Below are 19254 nucleotides of genomic sequence, written 5' to 3' on the forward strand. Positions count from 1 at the left end.
TTTTCATGATCTTGCCCTGGGGTATTCCCTTTATGAATCAAACTCAGATTGTGAATTGATTAACAAAGGAAAGAGTTTACCGTTTGGAGGAGTAAAGGTTTATGGCAAGCATTTTCGATATGTCAGAATAAAAGCTAACGCTGAAAGCATTTTAGCATCCAAAGTGGTCTCAGATATTGTTCCATTCACGAGTGAATACATACAGAGCCTATTAGACAATCACTCGTAATTACCGCCTAAGCTCTTGTATCCTTAGCTCTAATCAAATAGAAATATAAAGGCCTTTGGCTATTTGGATGGCACACTTTCATATTGACACTCAAATTGGAAACTGAACTCGATAAATAATAAAAACCCATTAAATCAAATACTTAAAACTGGCACGTAACTTGATTGAATATCTAGACCTTCCATCACAAGGATGTAGATATGAGAATTACAACGTTAAGTTTGCTATTAAGTGCCCCTCTAGTCGCCAACGCAGCGCCATTCGATACCTGCCCTAGTCAAGCATACCTCTTTCAGTCGAAACCCGTTGAAGTTTGGGGTGTAAACCTAGTAACAGGTTCAACCACACTGTTAGAAGACGATACGGGTATGAATGCCAATATCAATGGTGTCGGTTTCGACTTTCAAGACAGATATATTTATGGCTATGACACCACCAACAAACGTTTAGTGCGTCTTGGTCAAGACTTCCAAGCAGAAGTTATCAATACCAGTGGCTTACCAACCGATCACACTTTCTATGTCGGCGACGTCTATGACCATGTTTACTACTTGTATCGTACAGGTAAGGGACTATTTACTGTTGACCTCTCTCCTTTAGACTCTGATCCGAATGCGACCGTCACGGTCAACAAAATCGCAGGCAGCCCTGCAACTGTAAAACTGACTGATTTTGCTTTCCATCCAAGTGATGGCTCTTTATATGGTATCGACAATAACTCGGGTGGCTTGTACAGCTTCAACCCAACTACAGGTGCAGAAACCTATATTGGTGATACCGGAGAAACAGGGACGTTTGGCGCAGGTTATTTTGATGTAAACGGCTACTATTACGTATCTCGAAATCAAGACGGTAAGATCTACCGTATCAACCTATCCCCAGATAACGCTGCAAACATCGCTGCAGGTGTCGTTCCTGCTGTAGAGTTCGTATCGAATGGCCCTTCTTCGAATCAAAATGATGGTGCTCGCTGTGCGAATGCGCCTGTCGTAGATGAAGATTCCAACATCGACTTCGGTGACGCTCCAGATACCTATCTAACGTTATTAGCAAGTAACGGTCCTCGACATGAACTAGATGGCGTGACTTGGTTAGGTACAGACGCGCCCGACGCCGATCTTGACGGCTACGTAACACCGCAATCGGATGAAAGCGTGGGTATTGATGATGAGTGGGCGAACGGTGGTATCGGTTTTGTAACCGCACTTGAAGCTGGTCTTGATTCAAAAGTGGTGATTGAGGCTTCAACAACCGGTTACCTTTCGGCTTGGATAGATTGGAACCAAGATGGCAGTTTCGATGGCGCCAACGAGCAAGTATTTACCGATTACCTGTTAGATACGGGTGAAAACGATCTGTTCCTAAATGTCGATATCAACGCTCTGACCGGTACGACGTGGGCTCGCTTTAGATTCAGTCAACAAACCAACCTAAGTTACTTTGGCGGTTCAACCTCTGGTGAGGTGGTCGATATTCAAGTCGATGTTCTTAACGATGGTGCCACTGCTCGTTACTTCCCAAGTGCTTCTGGTTACGCAACGCTCGCGTACGAAGATAACTGGCCATATAAAGCAGATTACGACATGAACGATGCTGTTCTTATGTATCGCATTACTGAGATCCTTAAAGATGGAAAAGTCGTTAAGTCCACTATCGACGGCCGCCTAGCTGCTGTCGGGGCAACGTACAGAAATGGTTTTGCTGTTCGACTTCCTAACCTAGACCCGAGCTTAGTGAGTAATGGCAGCTCTTACATGAAACACAACGGTGTATTCACTGACCTTGACCTAGAAGATGGACGTAGTGAAGCAATCTTTGTTATCGCCAATGACCTGACAGAAAAAATCAGCACTGGCTGTACCTTCTACCGCACCAGTAATGGATGTAAAGAGGATGAGCAGTTCTCATTCCAAATTGGTATTACTTTAGCCGGTGACGGTGTGAGCACAGGCAGCTGGACCGATATGCCTTACGACCCGTTCATTTTCGCAACGCCTGGTTATTATCACGGTGAAAACCTACCTCTACATCCAGGACGCAGCTGGGAGGTTCACTTGCCAGACCAAGCTCCAACCGAAGCATTTGATACCACTAACCTCTTTGAAGCTGGTTTAGGCGTCGATGACAGTAATCCATCAACAGGTAAATACTTCAAAACAGTAGAAAACCACCCTTGGGCACTAATAGTGACTTCGGATGACGAATGGGAGTGGCCTTTAGAGTACGTCGATATTGTTACCGCTTACCCAGAGTTTAAAGAATACGCAGAATCCGGCGGTGAAACGAACCAAACATGGTACCAATCACCTGCAGACAACCAACGTTACGAACCATAAGGAGAGACGTTATGACTATTCACACTAAACAATATCGAGACAATCATTGCGTTGATTCAAGTCGCAATCTCTTTGAGGAAAAACGTATGTCTGTACAAAGCACTTGGAACATCAAGAAGTCACTAGCCGTTATTTTAGCTGCAGCGCCATTAGTATTAGCCGGCTGTGGAGGCGGCGGTGGGGGCGGAAGTACATCTACGGCATCACCATCTACACCCTCGACACCTGCAACTCCGTCGAATCCGGTAACAGCAACGAATCCGGTAACAGCAACGACTCCGGTAACAGCAACGCCTTCGCCGTCTCCCGCGACAAGTGCGGTAGCAGCGCAGAGCTATACGATGAGTGATTTGGTGGTACCTGATGGATTTGACTACAACTCTGTTGAACAGTTTGATCTCAACATTGACATCAGCAGCATTTCGACAGACCGTTCTTTTGTGACCGTTTATAGCCGCTTTAGTACAAGAGATGACTCAACCTTGAAGCCGGATTACTCCAGCAAGGTCATTGCGGGCCCACTAGATAACGGTGTGTTCGCCTCCAACTTTGCAGCACCAGTAAACCATGACGCACTCTTGATAGAGATTTGGTTTTACGATGGTCAACCTCCATTACAACAAGTGGTTTCTAGCGGCGACTCTCAGATTGTCTGGCAGTAAATTGTTGAACAGCAGGTAACTTGTCGTTAGCGAGATCTCTGACGAAACAGAGTCAAAATGGATTGTTTGTAAGTAGGAAGTGAGCAGAAATGCTCACTTTTTTATTTTCGTCGAAGAGCAGTTAATTCAGCTTTCTTAGCGAGTAGCATTCACTTTACCACCAACCTCACTTATATTTTCAACATAACCTTCAAAGACTTACTCTCATGAAACAGTTAAAAATAGGTCTATTTATCTTAATGTGTGGCGTAGGCGTGTTAGTTGCCCTTGCCTATTTCCCGCTAACATCAGAGACGGGGCAACGTATTCAAGCCAAAGTAATTTCGAACACGCTTACTCAATCCTTAGATGGGCACAGGCGTTATCTGACGGTTCAGACAAAAGATAATGACGTATTTCGGCTCTCTATTGCTCCTACCACAGACTGCCCTATTGATTCTGTGGTCGCGCTTGATACATTAAACAATCAAATAACCGGACAAAGCAGTTATCAGTTCATCCACTGTCGAGCTGCACAGTAGCCATCGATGCAACAACGGTATTCGTAAAGCAACTGTATTCGCAAAAGCAACAGTAATCGCTCTACCACTGTATTCGCTAAAACAGTAAGAATCGCTAAAACAACAAGAATCGCTAAAACAACAAGAATGGATATAACAATAATGAATCAGCCACTCATCTCACCACAACAACTTCAACAACGTTTGCTAGCAGAAGACAATATCATCATCCTCGACGCCAGCATCGAGTTTCAAATTCCAAGCGAGTCAGAAAAGATCAAAGGACAAATGATTCCTGGTGCTATTCGTTTTGACTACGACAAAGACTTTTGTAACAAGCACACTCTGCTTCCTCACATGTTTCCGAGCGAAAAACACTTCAACACTCGCGCAAAAGAAATTGGCATCAATCAAGACAGTACGATTGTGGTTTACGATAACTCCGGAACCTTCGCTTCTCCTCGTGCGTGGTGGATGTTTATGGCAATGGGACACAACGACGTATTCATCTTAGATGGCGGTTTGCCAGCTTGGATCGAAGCCGGTTACGCGACCGAGACTGACTATCGCACCGAAGTAAAAGCGGGCAATTTTGAAGGCCATATTCAAGACAACTACTTTGTCAGTGCTCAGCAGATTGAAGGTTACTCAACTGACAAGAGCGCAAACATTGTAGATGCTCGTTCTCAAGCTCGTTTCGATTCAGAAGTTCCTGAACCACGTGAAGGCTTGCGTAGTGGCCATATACCGAATTCTATTTGCCTACCATTTGCCCAAGTACTCAAAAACGGCAAGTTAAAGTCCCAAGAAGAGCTTATTGATATCTTTTCAACGCTAGAATTAACGCCTTCTCAACCTATGTTCTTTAGCTGTGGCTCTGGCGTAACAGCTTGCATCATATTATTAGCCGCTAAACTCGCTGGCTATAACGGTGAAATGGGTGTTTACGATGGTTCATGGACGGAATGGGGTGCTAACGACAAACTCCCTATCGCCGTGACTAAAAAGTAATTCAACTTCGCTTAATGCAACTATTAGAATATACTGCGCATGCATAAAGAGCTTACTGATAATGATGGCTCCACGTCTCATGAAGTAAGCCTCTATGTCGCAGTCAACGCTATGTTCATTTGAGACCAAGACTCGATTCACGCCGTTTGATTTGTAACCCACATCAACTTGCTAACCATAATTCGTGATTAATCATAAACTAATCGTTATCGACGTTATGAATACTAATTTTTCACTCAAGAATCTCTGCTCGTAGTCGTTACACTATTTAATCATTAATACTTTCATCATTGATGTTTGTATTTTTCGTTGCATGAATCGCGCTGACAACCCAATAGTTTGTCACTTGCAGTCTGTTAAAAGTAGTAACCAACAAAGGCATCTCATGGCTCTATTTAAGCAAAATATCTGGTCGCTGTACGCGTTTGTCGTACTACTGACCCTGATACTTTTCGCCGCGTTGGGAATAACAAACTGGAAAGCAAACAGAGACGACTTCATAGAGCAGCAACACATTCAGGTTGAGCTTTTTTCTAGCTCCGTCAACTCGCTGCTGACCAGTCAAGAAGCCTTGTTAGAAGTGGTTGGCCATCAACTGGCTCAACAGTCTGATTTCACACGTACTGCATCTATCCAGATTAGGCCAATATTAGACAAGCTACTTGAGACCCACCCTGCGATAGCAGCGTTTGGCTTGTTGAACACCGACGGTGATTACCTCTCGATTAGCTCAAATCTCGAACTTGCGAATCAAAGGAACTTGCTGCAATACGCGCCAACCAGAGGCTCCTTCCTAAACGCCCTATCAAGCAGTAGCATGGTGCTTGGCCGTACCTATTTTCAAGATTCGTTGAATAGCTTAGTCATCCCGCTGAGAAAATCCATTTCAATCGATGGCAAGAAAACCGATGCAGTAATGACCGCAGGGCTACGATTAGACGCAACGATCGTATTTGAAAATAATGCTCACGCCGGAAGTTTCAATACACTAAGCCTGATCAGAAAAGACAGCTATCGCCAGTTTTATTCAAGTGATATTGAATCTGAGAGTGCCTATTCCTCTCCAGTCGGCAAAGATGTCATACAACGTATTGCAAGTATCTTTACCGACCACTTCGGAATTAGCGTACAAGAAGCGATGAATGGGCAAGAAACCTATTCTTTTGTCGTCGACGATGAAGAGTACCACTCTTTGATGAGCGCGAAATACATCCCAAACTACAAATTATGGGTGGTAGGACGTACGGATCTAACTCACGTCGATAGTATATTCATACAAGAGTTCAGCATTCTTTTCGTTGCCTTTATTTTTCTTCAGTTTGGTTTCTACTTTTTGGTTAAGTCGATTGCCAAGAATGAACAACGGACTCGTAGCCAACTCATTTATCAGGCGAACCATGACCCTTTAACCTCTCTGCCAAACCGTTTGTACATGCGTAGAAACATTGGTAAATGGATTGACGATGAGTCAGAGCCGTTTTCGCTGTTGTTTATCGATATCGATAACTTTAAATGCGTCAATGACACCCACGGGCATGACTTTGGAGATAAGGTTCTCAAACAGATCGCTTTGCGTTTGATGAGGTTCCGATCTCGCCTCAGCCTATTGGTACGTGAATCCAGTGATGAGTTTTTGTTCTTGACGCCCTTGTCGAATGAAGCTGAAATTAAACGACTCGCCAAGCGCATTATTGAAGTGCTTTCTCAACCTTATGAAGTTGAAAGCGCTCAGTTTTTGTTAGGTTGCAGCATCGGCGTAGCGCGTTTCCCAGAACACGGAAAAGATCTGGATAGCCTGTTACGTTCTGCCGATATTTCAATGTACAAAGCGAAACAGCAGCAAAACTCGTACAGTATTTTCACAACGGAAATGCAAGATGCTCATCTCTACAAAATGAAAGTAGAACAAAGGCTACGCATCGCTATCGAGAAACAAACGCTGTTCATGGTTTTCCAACCGCTGGTTCGTGCAAATGAAAGTATTCATGGTGTAGAAGCACTCGTGCGCTGGATTGATGAGGAATTGGGTTTTGTTCCGCCAGATGTCTTTATACCGATAGCAGAGAACACGGGTTTAATGCAAAAACTGGGGACTTTTATTATTGAGTCCAGCATTATGCAGATCGCCCACTTGCACCGAACAACAGAACAAAAGATCGGGCTGTCGATCAACATATCAGTGCGTCAGTTTTCTCATCAATCCTTCTCTGAGCACTTGTTCGCGACACTAGAAAAGTATCAACTCTCTCCTAGCTGTGTAACGCTAGAAATTACCGAGAGCTTGTTCATTGAAGATGTGACTTTGGTGAAACCGACTTTTGAAGCCCTCAAAGAGAAGAATATAAAGATCTCTTTAGATGATTTCGGGACAGGTTATTCATCACTAAGTATGTTGAAAGCACTGCCTATCGATGAACTTAAAATCGATAAGAGCTTTATTGAGAACATTGCTGTAGATCAGCAGTCACTCACCATGGTGCAAAACATCATCGCAATCGGTAAGAACTTCGGCATGGTGGTATTAGCAGAAGGCGTAGAATCAAACGAACACTTCGCAATTCTAAAGGCATGTGGATGTGACTTAATGCAAGGCTATTACTTCTCTCGCCCTATTCCTTATGATGAGCTGGCTACTCACCTAAACAAGAAAGTGACCGAGCACACGGAATGTTCTGTTTAAGAACGTGAGTTAAATAGACGAGCTAAATAAGGTAGGCAGATAAACACCTACCTTATTTTCTAGATATTTTCTGTTCGGTTATTTATTCATTTCACTTTTTATTCATTTCACTATGCATAACATCGATCAACTGTCCGGAAGGATCTCCTGATAATTCCCAAGTAAAAATGCCGCCTAGGTCTGATTTCTTCGCCCATTCTGCCTTTGCTTTAATAGAACGCTGATCTTCAAAAGATATGAATACTTTTTTATCTGGGTTCCACAAATAAGGTGCTTGAGCTTGCTCATCATACTTATACTCATAACCTTGTTTACTGCTGTAGTTATTCATAAGATCCCAAAACATGAAGTAACCGTTTTCACCGGTACCAAACTGCGCCCCTTGTTCAGAAACTAGGTCACCTTTAGGCAGCTCTCCAGCAAAGTCTTTTGTCCCTTGCCAACCTCGACCATAAAAAGCCGCCCCGATCACGAGCTTCTCGCTAGGAATACCTTGCTCTATCATCTGATTAATGAAGACATCAGCTCCCATTCCCCACCAACTACGCTCGGTGGCATGTAAGTTTGTTGTGTGACCTGTTTGAGTTCCCCAGCCTCCGAGGAAGTCATACGTCATCGCAAACATGTTCGTCAGATATGGGCTAGCTGCGTTCCAGTCAATTTGAGCTGCCTTAGCACCAACACCGACAGCCGTTGAAAGCTCGTAATCTCTTTGAGTCGTCTTTGATAGAGCGTCCAAATCACTTCTGATTGTTTTTACTAAAAGTGTGAAAGCTTCACGCTCTTGCGCTTTCTGCTCATCCGTTAGTTTAGTCTCTGGGTTCCAAGGCGAAGTGGTTAAGCCGCCGCCTCCTGGGTATTCCCAATCAAGATCAATACCATCAAAGAAGTCGTATTTTTGGATCAACTCAACAGCAGTTCTTGAAAAGTGCGCAATGGCTTTAGGATCTTTCGCCATCGCATGGAAAGGTTCAGACATTGTCCACCCGCCAAATGATGGCAAGATTTTGATATTTTGATTGTCGGCCTTCAGTTGAGCTAACTGGGCAAAGTGACCTCTGTAGGCGACATCAACATCCACGTCTCCGAAATCGACTTCTAACGCAGCTTCTTTATCCACAATAATCGCGGTATATGGTTGTTTGTCTGCACATTGCTGCTTAATTTGTTTTTGGACGGGCTCACCAGCACCGCTATGAGGACCACACATGCTCAAGAAGGCGTAAATAATATGTGAGAGCTTGTCTGCAGGTATGTCGTCAACGGTATAAGGGTTGTCTTTATTCAGATATTGCCAATCCGCAAAATACCCTGCGACGACTTTATCATCGGCATGTACTGTAGGTGTGAGCATACAAACCGTGGCTATTGAGCTAAGCCCAAAGATAGAAATAGATTTAAAGATAGAACTTGATTGGTCACTGTTGCTAGAAATAGCGTGTGTGATAAATGACAGTTTCATAATTATCTCCTTTAGTGTGGCTTAACATTAAAGAGTGATAATTCTTTCAACCGCTGAACAAATTTACTATTCGAGTCATGTCTAATAGTTATCCCCCTTATTGCACTGGTTTCATTAGGGGGAATTTCCATGATTATTCAAATAGTGAATTCAACGAAGCATAAATATCTTACTATTCACTGCCGTTTGGTTTATTCACGCTAAGTTGTTCGTCCAAGTTAAGTACCGTCAAAGCATTACTTACGCTGGTCGCTATCACATCGACCACACCGGTTCTTAGTGCACCTAACAAAGCGAGTGGTTTACTGTTCTCGGCTGCAATGGCAATGACTTCTGCAATTGGGCGGAATTCTTCCAAGGCCAAACCAATCACACGGTCACTCATTACTGTGTTTGCTGTTTTACCGTGAACATCGAAAAAGTCATAACCCGCAAAGTCACCGACGACTCCTTGCAATAAACGAGATTGAACGACCTCACCTGCGGTAAACCAACCTAAGTCGACCATATAGCTGTTTTCACTCATATCACCGATACCGACTAATGCAACATCGGCTTTTCGAGCGAGATCGAGTGTCTGCTTAACGGTGCTGTTTTCCATAAATGCGGTTTTTTGCGCTTTATTCTCGGCATAAGCCGGCGCGTATAAGGTTTCAGAAGATCCACCGTACTTTTTGGCTAGCTGCCTGCATATATGGTCGGCATTAAACATACCGCCTCTTGGGTGAATACCGCCGATACCACACACGAATTTGCAGTCTCGTGGCGTAATTACGCCAGTGTGGTGAGCAACAGACGATACGTTTCGCCCTTGTCCTACTGTCACCACCATACCGTTTTTCAGTGTACTGGTAAGATAGTTAGACACTAAACCAGCAACCTGTAATCGCTGCTTCTCTTCATTTGGTTGGTCTAGTGCTACAAGAGCACGCTTTACACCAAATCGTTCGATCAAACGTTGCTCGATCTTCGCACTAAAGACGGGGTGATATTTCACGGTGATCTCAACAATGCCCTCATCTCGGGCTTGCTTGAGCATTCGACCAACCTTTGCACGGGAGATAGAGTACTTTTTAGATATCTCTTCTTGCGTGGCACCATCTTGATAATAAGCAACCGCTACTTCAGTGAGGAGATCAGTGTTTTCTTCGGAAACATCTTGGATATTCTTACTCATATACCACTCAACCAATATTTAACAATTATTTTACCTGCTTGAAGAACAAATGTTCGATGCTTAAGCAAGTGATACACAAGTTTACACCCCGAACATATGTAACAGCAAGGTACATTTGCTCATAGTCATAACCATGGTTTTGTTGTTGATTAATTCACCTCACTTTGCTCGTTAAACGTTTGCTTGCATAGCCCATGATTACTAGAGCGAAATATATTTGACTGAAGTCACCATACAGTACTATTTACCGTTGACTTTGGGGCTAGATCGGATAAATATGGCTACATCATTTACTCATCGAGCGATCAAATGTTCTGTGCAAATGTTCGTTCGGAGAAAAATTTAAATTAATGTAAGTTTGGCTCACTGGTACAACCATTGAGAACTTCATTAGTTAGCTTGCAAATGCCCACACCTCTCCCATTAATGAGGTGTTATGCGATACATAGGATGATCAAAATGAGCAATAAATTAGAGCAACTTCGTAAACTAACAACTGTTGTAGCTGACACTGGCGATATCGAAGCTATCAGCAAGTACACTCCTGAAGATGCAACAACTAACCCATCTCTAATTCTTAAAGCTGCTCAAATTGCTGAGTACGCTCCTCTAATCGATGCTTCTATCGAATACGCAAAAGCGCAAAGCGGTGATAAAGCACAGCAAGTTCAAGATACTTGCGACATGCTTAACGTGAACATCGGTAAAGAAATCCTAAAAGTTGTACCTGGCCGTATCTCTACTGAAGTAGATGCTCGTCTTTCTTACGACATGGAAGGCAGCGTTGCTAAAGCTCGTCAACTTATCAAAATGTACAACGACGCTGGTATCACTAACGACCGCATCCTTATCAAACTGGCTTCTACTTGGGAAGGCATCCGTGCTGCTGAAATCCTAGAGAAAGAAGGCATCAACTGTAACCTAACGCTTCTATTCTCTTTCGCTCAAGCTCGTGCTTGTGCTGAAGCTGGCGTATTCCTAATCTCTCCTTTCGTTGGTCGCATCATGGACTGGTACAAAGCGAAAGAAGGTCGTGATTTCGAAGCTTCAGAAGATCCAGGTGTAATCTCTGTTTCAGATATCTACAACTACTACAAAGACCACGGCTACAAAACTGTTGTTATGGGCGCAAGCTTCCGTAACATCGGCGAGATCCTTGAACTTGCTGGTTGTGACCGTCTAACTATCGCTCCGCAACTTCTAGCAGACCTAGAAGCAGCAGAAGGCGAAGTATTAGAGAAGCTTATCGACTCTAACGGTACTAAAGAGCGTCCAGCAGCGATGACTCACGCTGAGTTCCTATGGGACCACAACCAAGATGCAATGGCTGTTGAGAAACTGGCTGAAGGCATCCGCAACTTCGCCGTTGACCAAGGCAAACTAGAAGACATGATCGCAGCTAAGCTGTAATCACTCTTACCAAATTCAAATAGGGGAACGTTCAGTTCCCCTACTTTTATCAATTTTGTTTTTCTTAATTTTTATTCGGAAGTTCTTATGAATCGCAAACATCTAGCTAACGCTATTCGTGCTCTAAGCATGGACGGCGTACAACAAGCAAACTCTGGTCACCCAGGCGCACCTATGGGTATGGCAGACATCGCTGAAGTACTTTGGCGCTCTCACCTAAACCATAACCCAGCAAACCCAGAGTGGGCTGACCGCGACCGTTTTATCCTGTCTAACGGCCACGGCTCAATGCTGATTTACTCTCTGCTTCACCTAGCAGGTTACGAGCTTTCAATTGAAGATCTTAAAAACTTCCGTCAACTGCATTCTAAGACTCCAGGTCACCCAGAGTACGGCTACGCACCAGGCATCGAAACAACGACTGGCCCTCTAGGTCAAGGCATCACCAACGCTGTTGGTATGGCGATGGCTGAAAAAGCTCTTGCGGCACAGTTCAACAAAGAAGGCCACGACATCGTAGACCACTACACTTATGCATTCATGGGTGATGGCTGTCTGATGGAAGGTATTTCTCACGAAGCATGTTCTCTAGCGGGTACGCTAGGTCTTGGTAAGCTGGTTGCTTTCTGGGATGACAACGGCATCTCTATCGATGGCGAAGTGGAAGGTTGGTTCTCTGACGATACTCCTAAGCGTTTTGAAGCTTACGGCTGGCACGTAATCCCAGCAGTTGATGGTCACGATGCTGACGCTATCAACGCGGCTATCGAAGCGGCTAAAGCAGACCCTCGCCCTACTCTAATCTGTACTAAAACAGTGATTGGCTTTGGTTCTCCAAACAAAGCAGGTACGCACGACTGTCACGGTGCTCCACTAGGCGCTGAAGAAATTGCAGCAACACGTAAAGAATTAGGTTGGGAGCACGGTCCTTTTGAAATTCCGTCGGAAGTTTACTCAGAGTGGGATGCGAAAGAAGCAGGCGCAGCTAAGGAAGCAGCGTGGAACGAGAAACTTGCAGCTTATGAAGCAGCATACCCTGAGCTGGCAGCTGAATTCAAACGCCGCGTAAACGGTGACCTACCAGCTGAGTGGGAAGAGAAAGCATCGGCAATCATCGCTGATCTTCAAGCTAACCCAGCAAACATCGCATCACGTAAAGCATCTCAAAATGCTCTAGAAGCGTTCGGTGCTATGCTACCAGAATTCATGGGCGGCTCTGCTGACCTTGCGCCTTCTAACCTAACTATGTGGTCTGGTTCTAAGTCTCTTGAAGCGAACGACTTCTCTGGTAACTACATCCATTACGGTGTACGTGAATTCGGTATGACGGCTATCATGAACGGTATCGCTCTACACGGTGGTTTCGTACCATACGGCGCAACGTTCCTAATGTTCATGGAATACGCGCGTAACGCTATGCGTATGGCTGCTCTGATGAAAACTCAGAACATCCAAGTTTACACGCATGACTCTATCGGTCTTGGCGAAGATGGTCCAACTCACCAACCAGTTGAGCAAATCGCTTCTCTACGTCTAACTCCAAACATGAGCACATGGCGCCCATGTGACCAAGTTGAGTCTGCTGTTGCTTGGAAACTAGCAATCGAGCGTAAAGATGGTCCTTCTGCACTTATCTTCTCTCGTCAAAACCTTGCACAACAAGATCGTGACGCTGAGCAAGTAGCAAACATCGCTAAGGGTGGTTACATCCTGAAAGATTGTGAAGGCAAGCCAGAGCTTATCCTTATCGCAACGGGTTCTGAAGTTGAGCTAGCGGTTAACGCTGCTGCTGAGCTAACGGCTGAAGGTAAGAAAGTACGCGTAGTTTCTATGCCTGCTACTGATGCGTTCGACAAACAAGACGCGCAGTACCGTGAGTCTGTACTTCCATCTGACGTAACGGCACGTATCGCTGTAGAAGCTGGCATCGCTGACTTCTGGTACAAGTACGTTGGTTTCGGTGGCAAGATCATCGGTATGACAACGTTCGGCGAGTCTGCACCTGCAGGTGAGCTATTCAAGATGTTCGGTTTCACTACTGAAAACGTAGTAAACACAGCGAAAGAGCTTCTAGCTTAATCTTGAATACATTGTCTCGCCCTTCAATGGGTTGATGCATACAGAAAGCCCCGCATGAAAATACGGGGCTTTTTTTGTCTTTTCTCTCATTCGGATTAAATCTAACGGCTATTTTTCTTCGAAACGCTTTGCCAGTTGGTAGAACTCATTGACTTGTTCTTTTAGCTCTGTGGAGTGGTCTTTCACAGAATGCGTTGCCACTAAGTTTTGTTCTGCGGTCGAGGCGATAGACTGCATATGCAGATTGACCTCACTCGACAGCTCACGTTGCTTATGAGCAGAACTTTCAACAGACTGCATGAGTTCATTCATGGATTGCATTAGGTTTTCGACTTCCGACAAGCGCTCTGCACTTACCTTAGCAACATCACCACACGCGTCCGTTTGCTCTCGGTTCGCCAGAATATCTTTCTGCCACCCTTCAATCGTCGTTAGCATGGTATCGATGCTCTCTTTGATCTGAACCGTAGCCTTTGAGGTTCGACCCGACAATGCACGGACTTCGTCGGCAACAACGGCAAAGCCTCGTCCTTGCTCGCCCGCTCTCGCCGCTTCAATCGCAGCGTTCAGGGCCAACAAGTTGGTTTGTTCGGCGATTCCACCAATCTCTTCCATTATCTTGCTTACGCTCTGCGCTTGATCGCTCAGTTGGTAAGTCGTTTGAGTCGCCTTTTCAGCCTGAGAAGCTAGGCTCTCTAAGTTTTGATGAGTTTGATTAATGCTTTCTTTAGCGCCAGCACAGGTTTGCAAAGTCACATCAACAATCTGGTGCGCTTCTTCTGTGCGAGAAGAGACCTCATTGGCGGTGACTTCAACCTCTTCAGTCGCCTCTCGTACTTGAAGAATGTCTTTTGTTTGTTGATCTAAGGCTTCTGATACTTCAAATGACGTCGCATTTAGGTTGTCAGCCAAATCTTGTAACGGCTTGGCTGAGTCTGTCATGCGACCTAATACGGTGTGGATTCTTGCAGACAATAGTTTTAAGTGAAAGTCGGCAATAGAGAACTGACTATTACCTGAATAAACAAGACGACTAACACTATCGAATTTAGATTGCAGCTTTTTCAACTGCAGTGGAGTATCAATCAGCTCTTGTCGGAAAAGCAGTGCTAATGCTGAAACAGGAAGTAGGCTCAACAACCATTGTGATACTTGCCCTACTTCAATGAGATTTGAAATTAACGGCGCAGCCAAAGAGCCTAGCAACACGGCGTAACGAACACTGTCACTGATCTTTAATGACCATTGGCGACCCGACTTTTCAGCCTTCAAGAGGCCTTGGTAAGCCTTATCTGCAACTTGTATCCATTCATTCTTTGGCTTAACACGAACAGATTGGTAGCCACTCACCTTACCATTGTCGTAAATTGGAGTTACATAAGCATCGACCCAGTAAAACCCACCAGATTTGGTTTTGTTTTTTACGATGCCACGCCAAGCTTTACCTTGCTTTAGGTTAACCCACATATCAGCAAAAGCGGCTTTCGGCATATCGTTATGCCTTACGATATTGTGGTGTTGCCCTAGCAATTCTTGTTGGCTGTATTCCGCTATGCGACAAAAAGCATCATTACTGTACGTAATCACGCCTTTTAAATCAGTGGTAGAGACAAGTTGTTCGTTTTCGCTGAGAAGCGTTTCACGAGATTGAGTAGATGAGCTGACAGTCATTATATTAACTTTTGTTAATTATTGTTTTAGGCGAGGAATATATACAATTATTAAAGTTATGACAAAATGTGAACGTCACATTTTGTGTAAATGCCTGCTATTTATACAAAAATACGCTCGACACCTCACAAAGCTCAACGCTTCACGCTTCTTCTCAAATCAACATTTATAAATCATCTAAGTTACCTACAGTTTAAATCTCATGGTTCTCATTGAAACAGAGGTATGGAATGTACGAATGTTTAAATCTTTGCACAGCACTCATTCAACAAAGCCTTTAGTAAGCTTGGATGTCTTAACCATGGCAATCCTCTACTCAACCATAAGTAAATCGCTAACGCGTACACGAACTAAAAAGCCTAAACGCGGGCTCTTTTTCTTATCTGATAACTCCATTTGATCGAGCTATTGTGAAATCTGTTCTCTTGAAGCACTTTAAATCGCGCTTAATAGCCTAGTTATTGATATTTCGAATGAAAATAATTTCAGCATGGTTATTTACTAAACACTCAATTATTACATGCATTTTTTTAACACCGACAATAAAACATTTGTTTGATTAATTATAACCCCACACCTTACATAAAGTGCTCTGAAGCATAATAACCATTTACCCAATAATGATATCAAATATTAAAACTATCAGCTATTAATGCACCCAACCCTACTAAATAACTGACAATAAAATAAATAACACCCCTTATTTGATATTAACTCTTAATGTTGAAACCTGAACGAATAATGATTTGTAATGATTATTCGTTTGATTGGTTAATTTTATAAATATATTTTGTTACATAATCAAAACTGATGGCTTGATATAAAAATGTCACACAAAACAATGACTTTAATGGTTCTCGTTTTTTCCTCACTGTCACAGGCTTCCACTATTGAGAACGACGAACTATTGCTGAAGTCATTGATTGAACGAGGCGTTATCTGTCCAGGCTTAACCTATGAGGGCAATCAAGAAGCTTTGCGTATATATCTAAACGCTAAAAAAGTAAAGAGCACTCAGTTTGATTCAAAAAATAGAAAAGAGATAACCAATACAAAAGAAATAGAAAGTATAAAAAAGATGGAAAGTACGAAACATACAGCAAACACACGTCAGTTAAATAAGACACCACAAGAGTGTATTAGGCCAGACTCGGACAACTGATTCGAATAAGGCAGTTGATACTGATATCGACATGGAAATATAAAAAGGAAATATAATGAAAATGATGAGAAAAACATTGTTGGCTTCAGCAATGCTTACTCTATTTAGCGTCAGTAGTTATGCAAAAACACCTATTGATTTAGGCGTTGTTAATGAAGACAAACTTATTGAAATGCTAGTTAGACAAGGCTTAGTCGACCAAGATGCAACCGATGCGGCAAAGCGCGATGCGCTTGACCGTTACTTAAAAAATAAGATCAATTCCGGTTTCAAAGGCGATGCTCAATTCGGTAAAAAAGCACTTGAACAACGAGCGAAAATACTCAAAGCCATTGAGAAAGGATCTGGCGTTAAAAAGGCCAGCGTCTTTGCTTTAGAAGTCGGCACTAAACGTACCGACAAAGTGCTCGCTCTGTTGGTCGATTTCCCTGATTTGAACTGGGATGACAACAAGTTGACCGAAGAGCACACGCAGATGCTCTATGAGAGCTACAGCCCTGAACATTATCAAGAGTTGTTGTTTTCAAATTCTGGCTACACAGGGCCAAATGGCGAAAACCTAATCTCGATGCGCCAATATTACCAAAGCGAATCAGGCGACAGTTACAGCGTTGCAGGTCAAGCGGCAGGTTGGTATCGCGCCTCTAAGCCTGCGTCATTCTATGGTGGCAACTCCCCTACCACCGACAACGACCTAAACGCCCAAGAACTGGTTCGTGAAGCGCTGAATCAACTGGCTCAAGATCCGAGTATCAACCTTGCCGATTACGACATCGAAGATCGTTACGATTACGACGGTGACGGAAATTTCCGCGAACCCGATGGTGTGATTGACCACCTGATGGTGTTTCATGCATCGGTAGGCGAAGAAGCCGGTGGTGGCGTGTTAGGCCCTGATGCGATTTGGTCTCACCGATTCAACCTTGGTCGCACTCATGTACTGGAAGGTACTTCTAGCTCGCTTCCAGATCGATTTGGTGGCCAATACGCGGCGTTCGATTACACCATTCAACCGATTGATGCGGCTGCAGGTGTTTGTGCCCACGAATATGGTCATGATTTAGGCTTACCAGACGAGTATGACACGCAATACACAGGCAGAGGCGAACCGGTTTCTTACTGGTCAATCATGTCTTCGGGCAGTTGGGCTGGTCAAATTGGTGGTACACAACCAACGGCATTCAGCTCTTGGGCAAAACACTTCCTACAGAAATCGATTGGCGGACGTTGGGTTAACGATGATCAGCTCTCGATTGATGACCTAGAAGACAATCCACAAGTGTATACGCTGTTCCAAACAACGGATAACAGTCGTCCTAACATGATCAAAGTGGATCTTCCTGAAAAGCAGATTGAAAGTCTGAAACCCTTTGAGGGCGAGTATTCATTCCACTCTCAAAAAGGTGATGATCTGAAAAACAGTATGACTCGTAAGTTGGTGATCCCAGCGGGTGATTCTGCACTGCTGTCTTTCAAAACTTGGTATGAGATTGAAAAAGACTACGACTTTGCTCGCGTGCTAATCAACGGACAAGCCATTGCAGGCAACATTACCTCAATGGACGACCCATACAACACGGGCCTCGTTCCTGCTATTGGCGGCGAATCTGGCGGATGGGTTAACGCTGAGTTCGACGTTTCACAATGGGCAGGACAAGAAGTTGAACTTTCATTTGAGTACATCACCGATGGCGGCTTAGCAATGGAAGGCTTCTATTTAGATAACCTTGCTGTGGTTGTCGATGGTGAAGTGACCTCAATAGATGATGCTGAGAGCAACTCCACCTTCTCCCTTAATGGTTACAAGCTGAGTAATGGATTCCATCAAGCGCAGCACTACTATCTATTGCAGTGGCGCAGCCACATGGATGTTGATGAAGGCCTAGCGAACATCAAACGCATGGGACAACTGATGTCATTCGACCCAGGATTGATCATTTGGTACGTCGACGAATCACTCACCGACAACTGGGTAGGTAAACACCCTGGTGAAGGTTGGTTAGGCGTGGTCGATGCAGACCAAAATGCCATGGTGTGGGCAAACTCTGGTGAAGTGGCTCAAACACGCTACCAAGTTCGAGACGCTGCGTTTTCACTCAAAGATCATACTCCAATGCGCCTTGTAAACAGCGATAATGATGTACTCGAAGATACCAGTTTGGTTGGCAATGCTAGCTTCTTGGATGACCAAGATTACACATCGCCTCAAGCACCAGATTCAGGACGCATCCTGACGGAGTTTGGTTTAGCGGTCGATATTGTGAATCAGAGTGACAACAACGAATACGGCGTGGTTCGCTTATCTAAAGTAAGCCAACACAACGTCGCTCCTACTGCGAACTTCGAGCTGAATGTGACTGGCCTGAATGTTTCTGTAAACAACTTCAGCTCAGACCAAGACGGTGAGATCACCCATTACCTGTGGGACTTTGGGAACGGCACAACAAGTACCGAAGTGGCACCAACTTGGTCTTATGAACAGGCCGGTGAATACACGTTGAACTTGACTGTTGTCGACGACAAAGGCGCTACCGATTCATTTAGATCTGTAGTGAGTGTTGAATCTCCAAACGCCCTTCCAGAAGCGAGCGCGAAGTACATTCACTTGGGCCGCTGGGTAACCATGTGGTCTACAAGTTCAGACAGCGATGGTCGTATTGTTGATACCGAGTGGACACTTCCAAATGGAAAGGTCAAACGTGGTCGCACATTCACGTCAATCTTCCCTTCGTACGGAAAGCACGAGGTGACACTGAAGATAATCGATGACCAAGGTGGGATTACCACTAAGACAATTTTGGTCGACCTGTAAATCACCGCTGGCTCTGTCATGCGTATTTACAACACAAGCTTAAGTACTGTTGTCACAGGATAT

General features: G+C 44.2%; 12 protein-coding genes and 1 pseudogene. 10 read left to right on the forward strand and 3 right to left on the reverse strand.

The window, feature by feature from the left end; all coding sequences use genetic code 11:
- The 6 genes and pseudogenes from AB4138_RS10050 to AB4138_RS10075 all read left to right on the forward strand — a co-directional run.
- Positions 1-229: pseudogene (locus AB4138_RS10050) on the forward strand (hypothetical protein); the annotation flags it as partial.
- 200 nt (positions 230-429) lie between these two features.
- On the forward strand, positions 430-2565 hold the full coding sequence (locus AB4138_RS10055; protein WP_372182778.1) for an LruC domain-containing protein: 2136 nt from the start codon (positions 430-432) through the stop codon (positions 2563-2565).
- Between the two features lie 11 nt (positions 2566-2576).
- On the forward strand, positions 2577-3227 hold the full coding sequence (locus tag AB4138_RS10060) for a hypothetical protein (protein ID WP_372305869.1): 651 nt from the start codon (positions 2577-2579) through the stop codon (positions 3225-3227).
- Positions 3228-3433: 206 nt separating this feature from the next.
- Positions 3434-3748 carry a hypothetical protein gene (locus AB4138_RS10065; protein WP_017061706.1) on the forward strand — a complete coding sequence of 105 codons (315 nt, stop codon included), beginning with the start codon at positions 3434-3436 and terminating at the stop codon, positions 3746-3748.
- Positions 3749-3889: 141 nt separating this feature from the next.
- A complete protein-coding gene (locus tag AB4138_RS10070) occupies positions 3890-4738 on the forward strand; it encodes a sulfurtransferase (RefSeq protein WP_017065718.1) in 849 nt (282 codons plus the stop codon).
- A 385-nt stretch (positions 4739-5123) separates the two neighbouring features.
- A complete protein-coding gene (locus AB4138_RS10075; RefSeq protein WP_372305871.1) occupies positions 5124-7418 on the forward strand; it encodes a putative bifunctional diguanylate cyclase/phosphodiesterase in 2295 nt (764 codons plus the stop codon).
- A gap of 91 nt (positions 7419-7509) precedes the next feature.
- On the opposite strand, the gene AB4138_RS10080 is transcribed toward AB4138_RS10075, so the two are convergent.
- Positions 7510-8880: a glycoside hydrolase family 18 protein gene (locus AB4138_RS10080; protein ID WP_372305873.1), complete on the reverse strand. Its 1371-nt coding sequence runs from the start codon at positions 8878-8880 to the stop codon at positions 7510-7512.
- A 172-nt stretch (positions 8881-9052) separates the two neighbouring features.
- Positions 9053-10057, reverse strand: a complete 1005-nt coding sequence (locus tag AB4138_RS10085; protein ID WP_017065721.1) for a sugar-binding transcriptional regulator — start codon at positions 10055-10057, stop codon at positions 9053-9055.
- 459 nt (positions 10058-10516) lie between these two features.
- On the opposite strand from AB4138_RS10085, the gene tal reads away from it, so the two are divergent.
- Both tal and tkt read left to right on the forward strand, forming a co-directional pair.
- On the forward strand, positions 10517-11467 hold the full coding sequence (gene tal, locus AB4138_RS10090; RefSeq protein WP_017071458.1) for a transaldolase: 951 nt from the start codon (positions 10517-10519) through the stop codon (positions 11465-11467).
- Between the two features lie 87 nt (positions 11468-11554).
- Positions 11555-13546, forward strand: coding sequence for a transketolase (tkt, locus tag AB4138_RS10095; RefSeq protein WP_372305877.1), 1992 nt, complete (start codon positions 11555-11557; stop codon positions 13544-13546).
- Positions 13547-13654: 108 nt separating this feature from the next.
- Here tkt and AB4138_RS10100 read toward each other — a convergent pair whose 3' ends face one another.
- Positions 13655-15217: a PAS domain-containing methyl-accepting chemotaxis protein gene (locus AB4138_RS10100; protein ID WP_017064425.1), complete on the reverse strand. Its 1563-nt coding sequence runs from the start codon at positions 15215-15217 to the stop codon at positions 13655-13657.
- Between the two features lie 826 nt (positions 15218-16043).
- Between AB4138_RS10100 and AB4138_RS10105 the strand changes: the two genes are divergently transcribed.
- Together AB4138_RS10105 and AB4138_RS10110 are read left to right on the forward strand one after the other, a co-directional pair.
- Entirely contained in the window at positions 16044-16379 is a 336-nt protein-coding gene (locus tag AB4138_RS10105) for a hypothetical protein (protein ID WP_372305880.1), read from the forward strand.
- 55 nt (positions 16380-16434) lie between these two features.
- Entirely contained in the window at positions 16435-19191 is a 2757-nt protein-coding gene (locus AB4138_RS10110; RefSeq protein ID WP_372305884.1) for an immune inhibitor A domain-containing protein, read from the forward strand.
- Positions 19192-19254: the final 63 nt, after the last annotated feature.

The sequence above is a fragment of the Vibrio sp. 10N.286.52.C3 genome, from assembly GCF_041468865.1.
Classification (GTDB): domain Bacteria; phylum Pseudomonadota; class Gammaproteobacteria; order Enterobacterales; family Vibrionaceae; genus Vibrio; species Vibrio crassostreae_C.

Excerpts from the sequence above, each read along its gene's own strand:
- AB4138_RS10100 (WP_017064425.1), bottom strand. The coding sequence starts at position 15,217 with ATGACTGTCAGCTCATCTACTCAATCTCGTGAAACGCTTCTCAGCGAA.
- AB4138_RS10075 (WP_372305871.1), top strand. The coding sequence starts at position 5,124 with ATGGCTCTATTTAAGCAAAATATCTGGTCGCTGTACGCGTTTGTCGTA.
- AB4138_RS10105 (WP_372305880.1), top strand. The coding sequence starts at position 16,044 with ATGTCACACAAAACAATGACTTTAATGGTTCTCGTTTTTTCCTCACTG.
- AB4138_RS10060 (WP_372305869.1), top strand. The coding sequence starts at position 2,577 with ATGACTATTCACACTAAACAATATCGAGACAATCATTGCGTTGATTCA.
- AB4138_RS10110 (WP_372305884.1), top strand. The coding sequence starts at position 16,435 with ATGAAAATGATGAGAAAAACATTGTTGGCTTCAGCAATGCTTACTCTA.
- tkt (WP_372305877.1), top strand. The coding sequence starts at position 11,555 with ATGAATCGCAAACATCTAGCTAACGCTATTCGTGCTCTAAGCATGGAC.
- tal (WP_017071458.1), top strand. The coding sequence starts at position 10,517 with ATGAGCAATAAATTAGAGCAACTTCGTAAACTAACAACTGTTGTAGCT.
- AB4138_RS10070 (WP_017065718.1), top strand. The coding sequence starts at position 3,890 with ATGAATCAGCCACTCATCTCACCACAACAACTTCAACAACGTTTGCTA.
- AB4138_RS10065 (WP_017061706.1), top strand. The coding sequence starts at position 3,434 with ATGAAACAGTTAAAAATAGGTCTATTTATCTTAATGTGTGGCGTAGGC.
- AB4138_RS10080 (WP_372305873.1), bottom strand. The coding sequence starts at position 8,880 with ATGAAACTGTCATTTATCACACACGCTATTTCTAGCAACAGTGACCAA.
- AB4138_RS10055 (WP_372182778.1), top strand. The coding sequence starts at position 430 with ATGAGAATTACAACGTTAAGTTTGCTATTAAGTGCCCCTCTAGTCGCC.
- AB4138_RS10085 (WP_017065721.1), bottom strand. The coding sequence starts at position 10,057 with ATGAGTAAGAATATCCAAGATGTTTCCGAAGAAAACACTGATCTCCTC.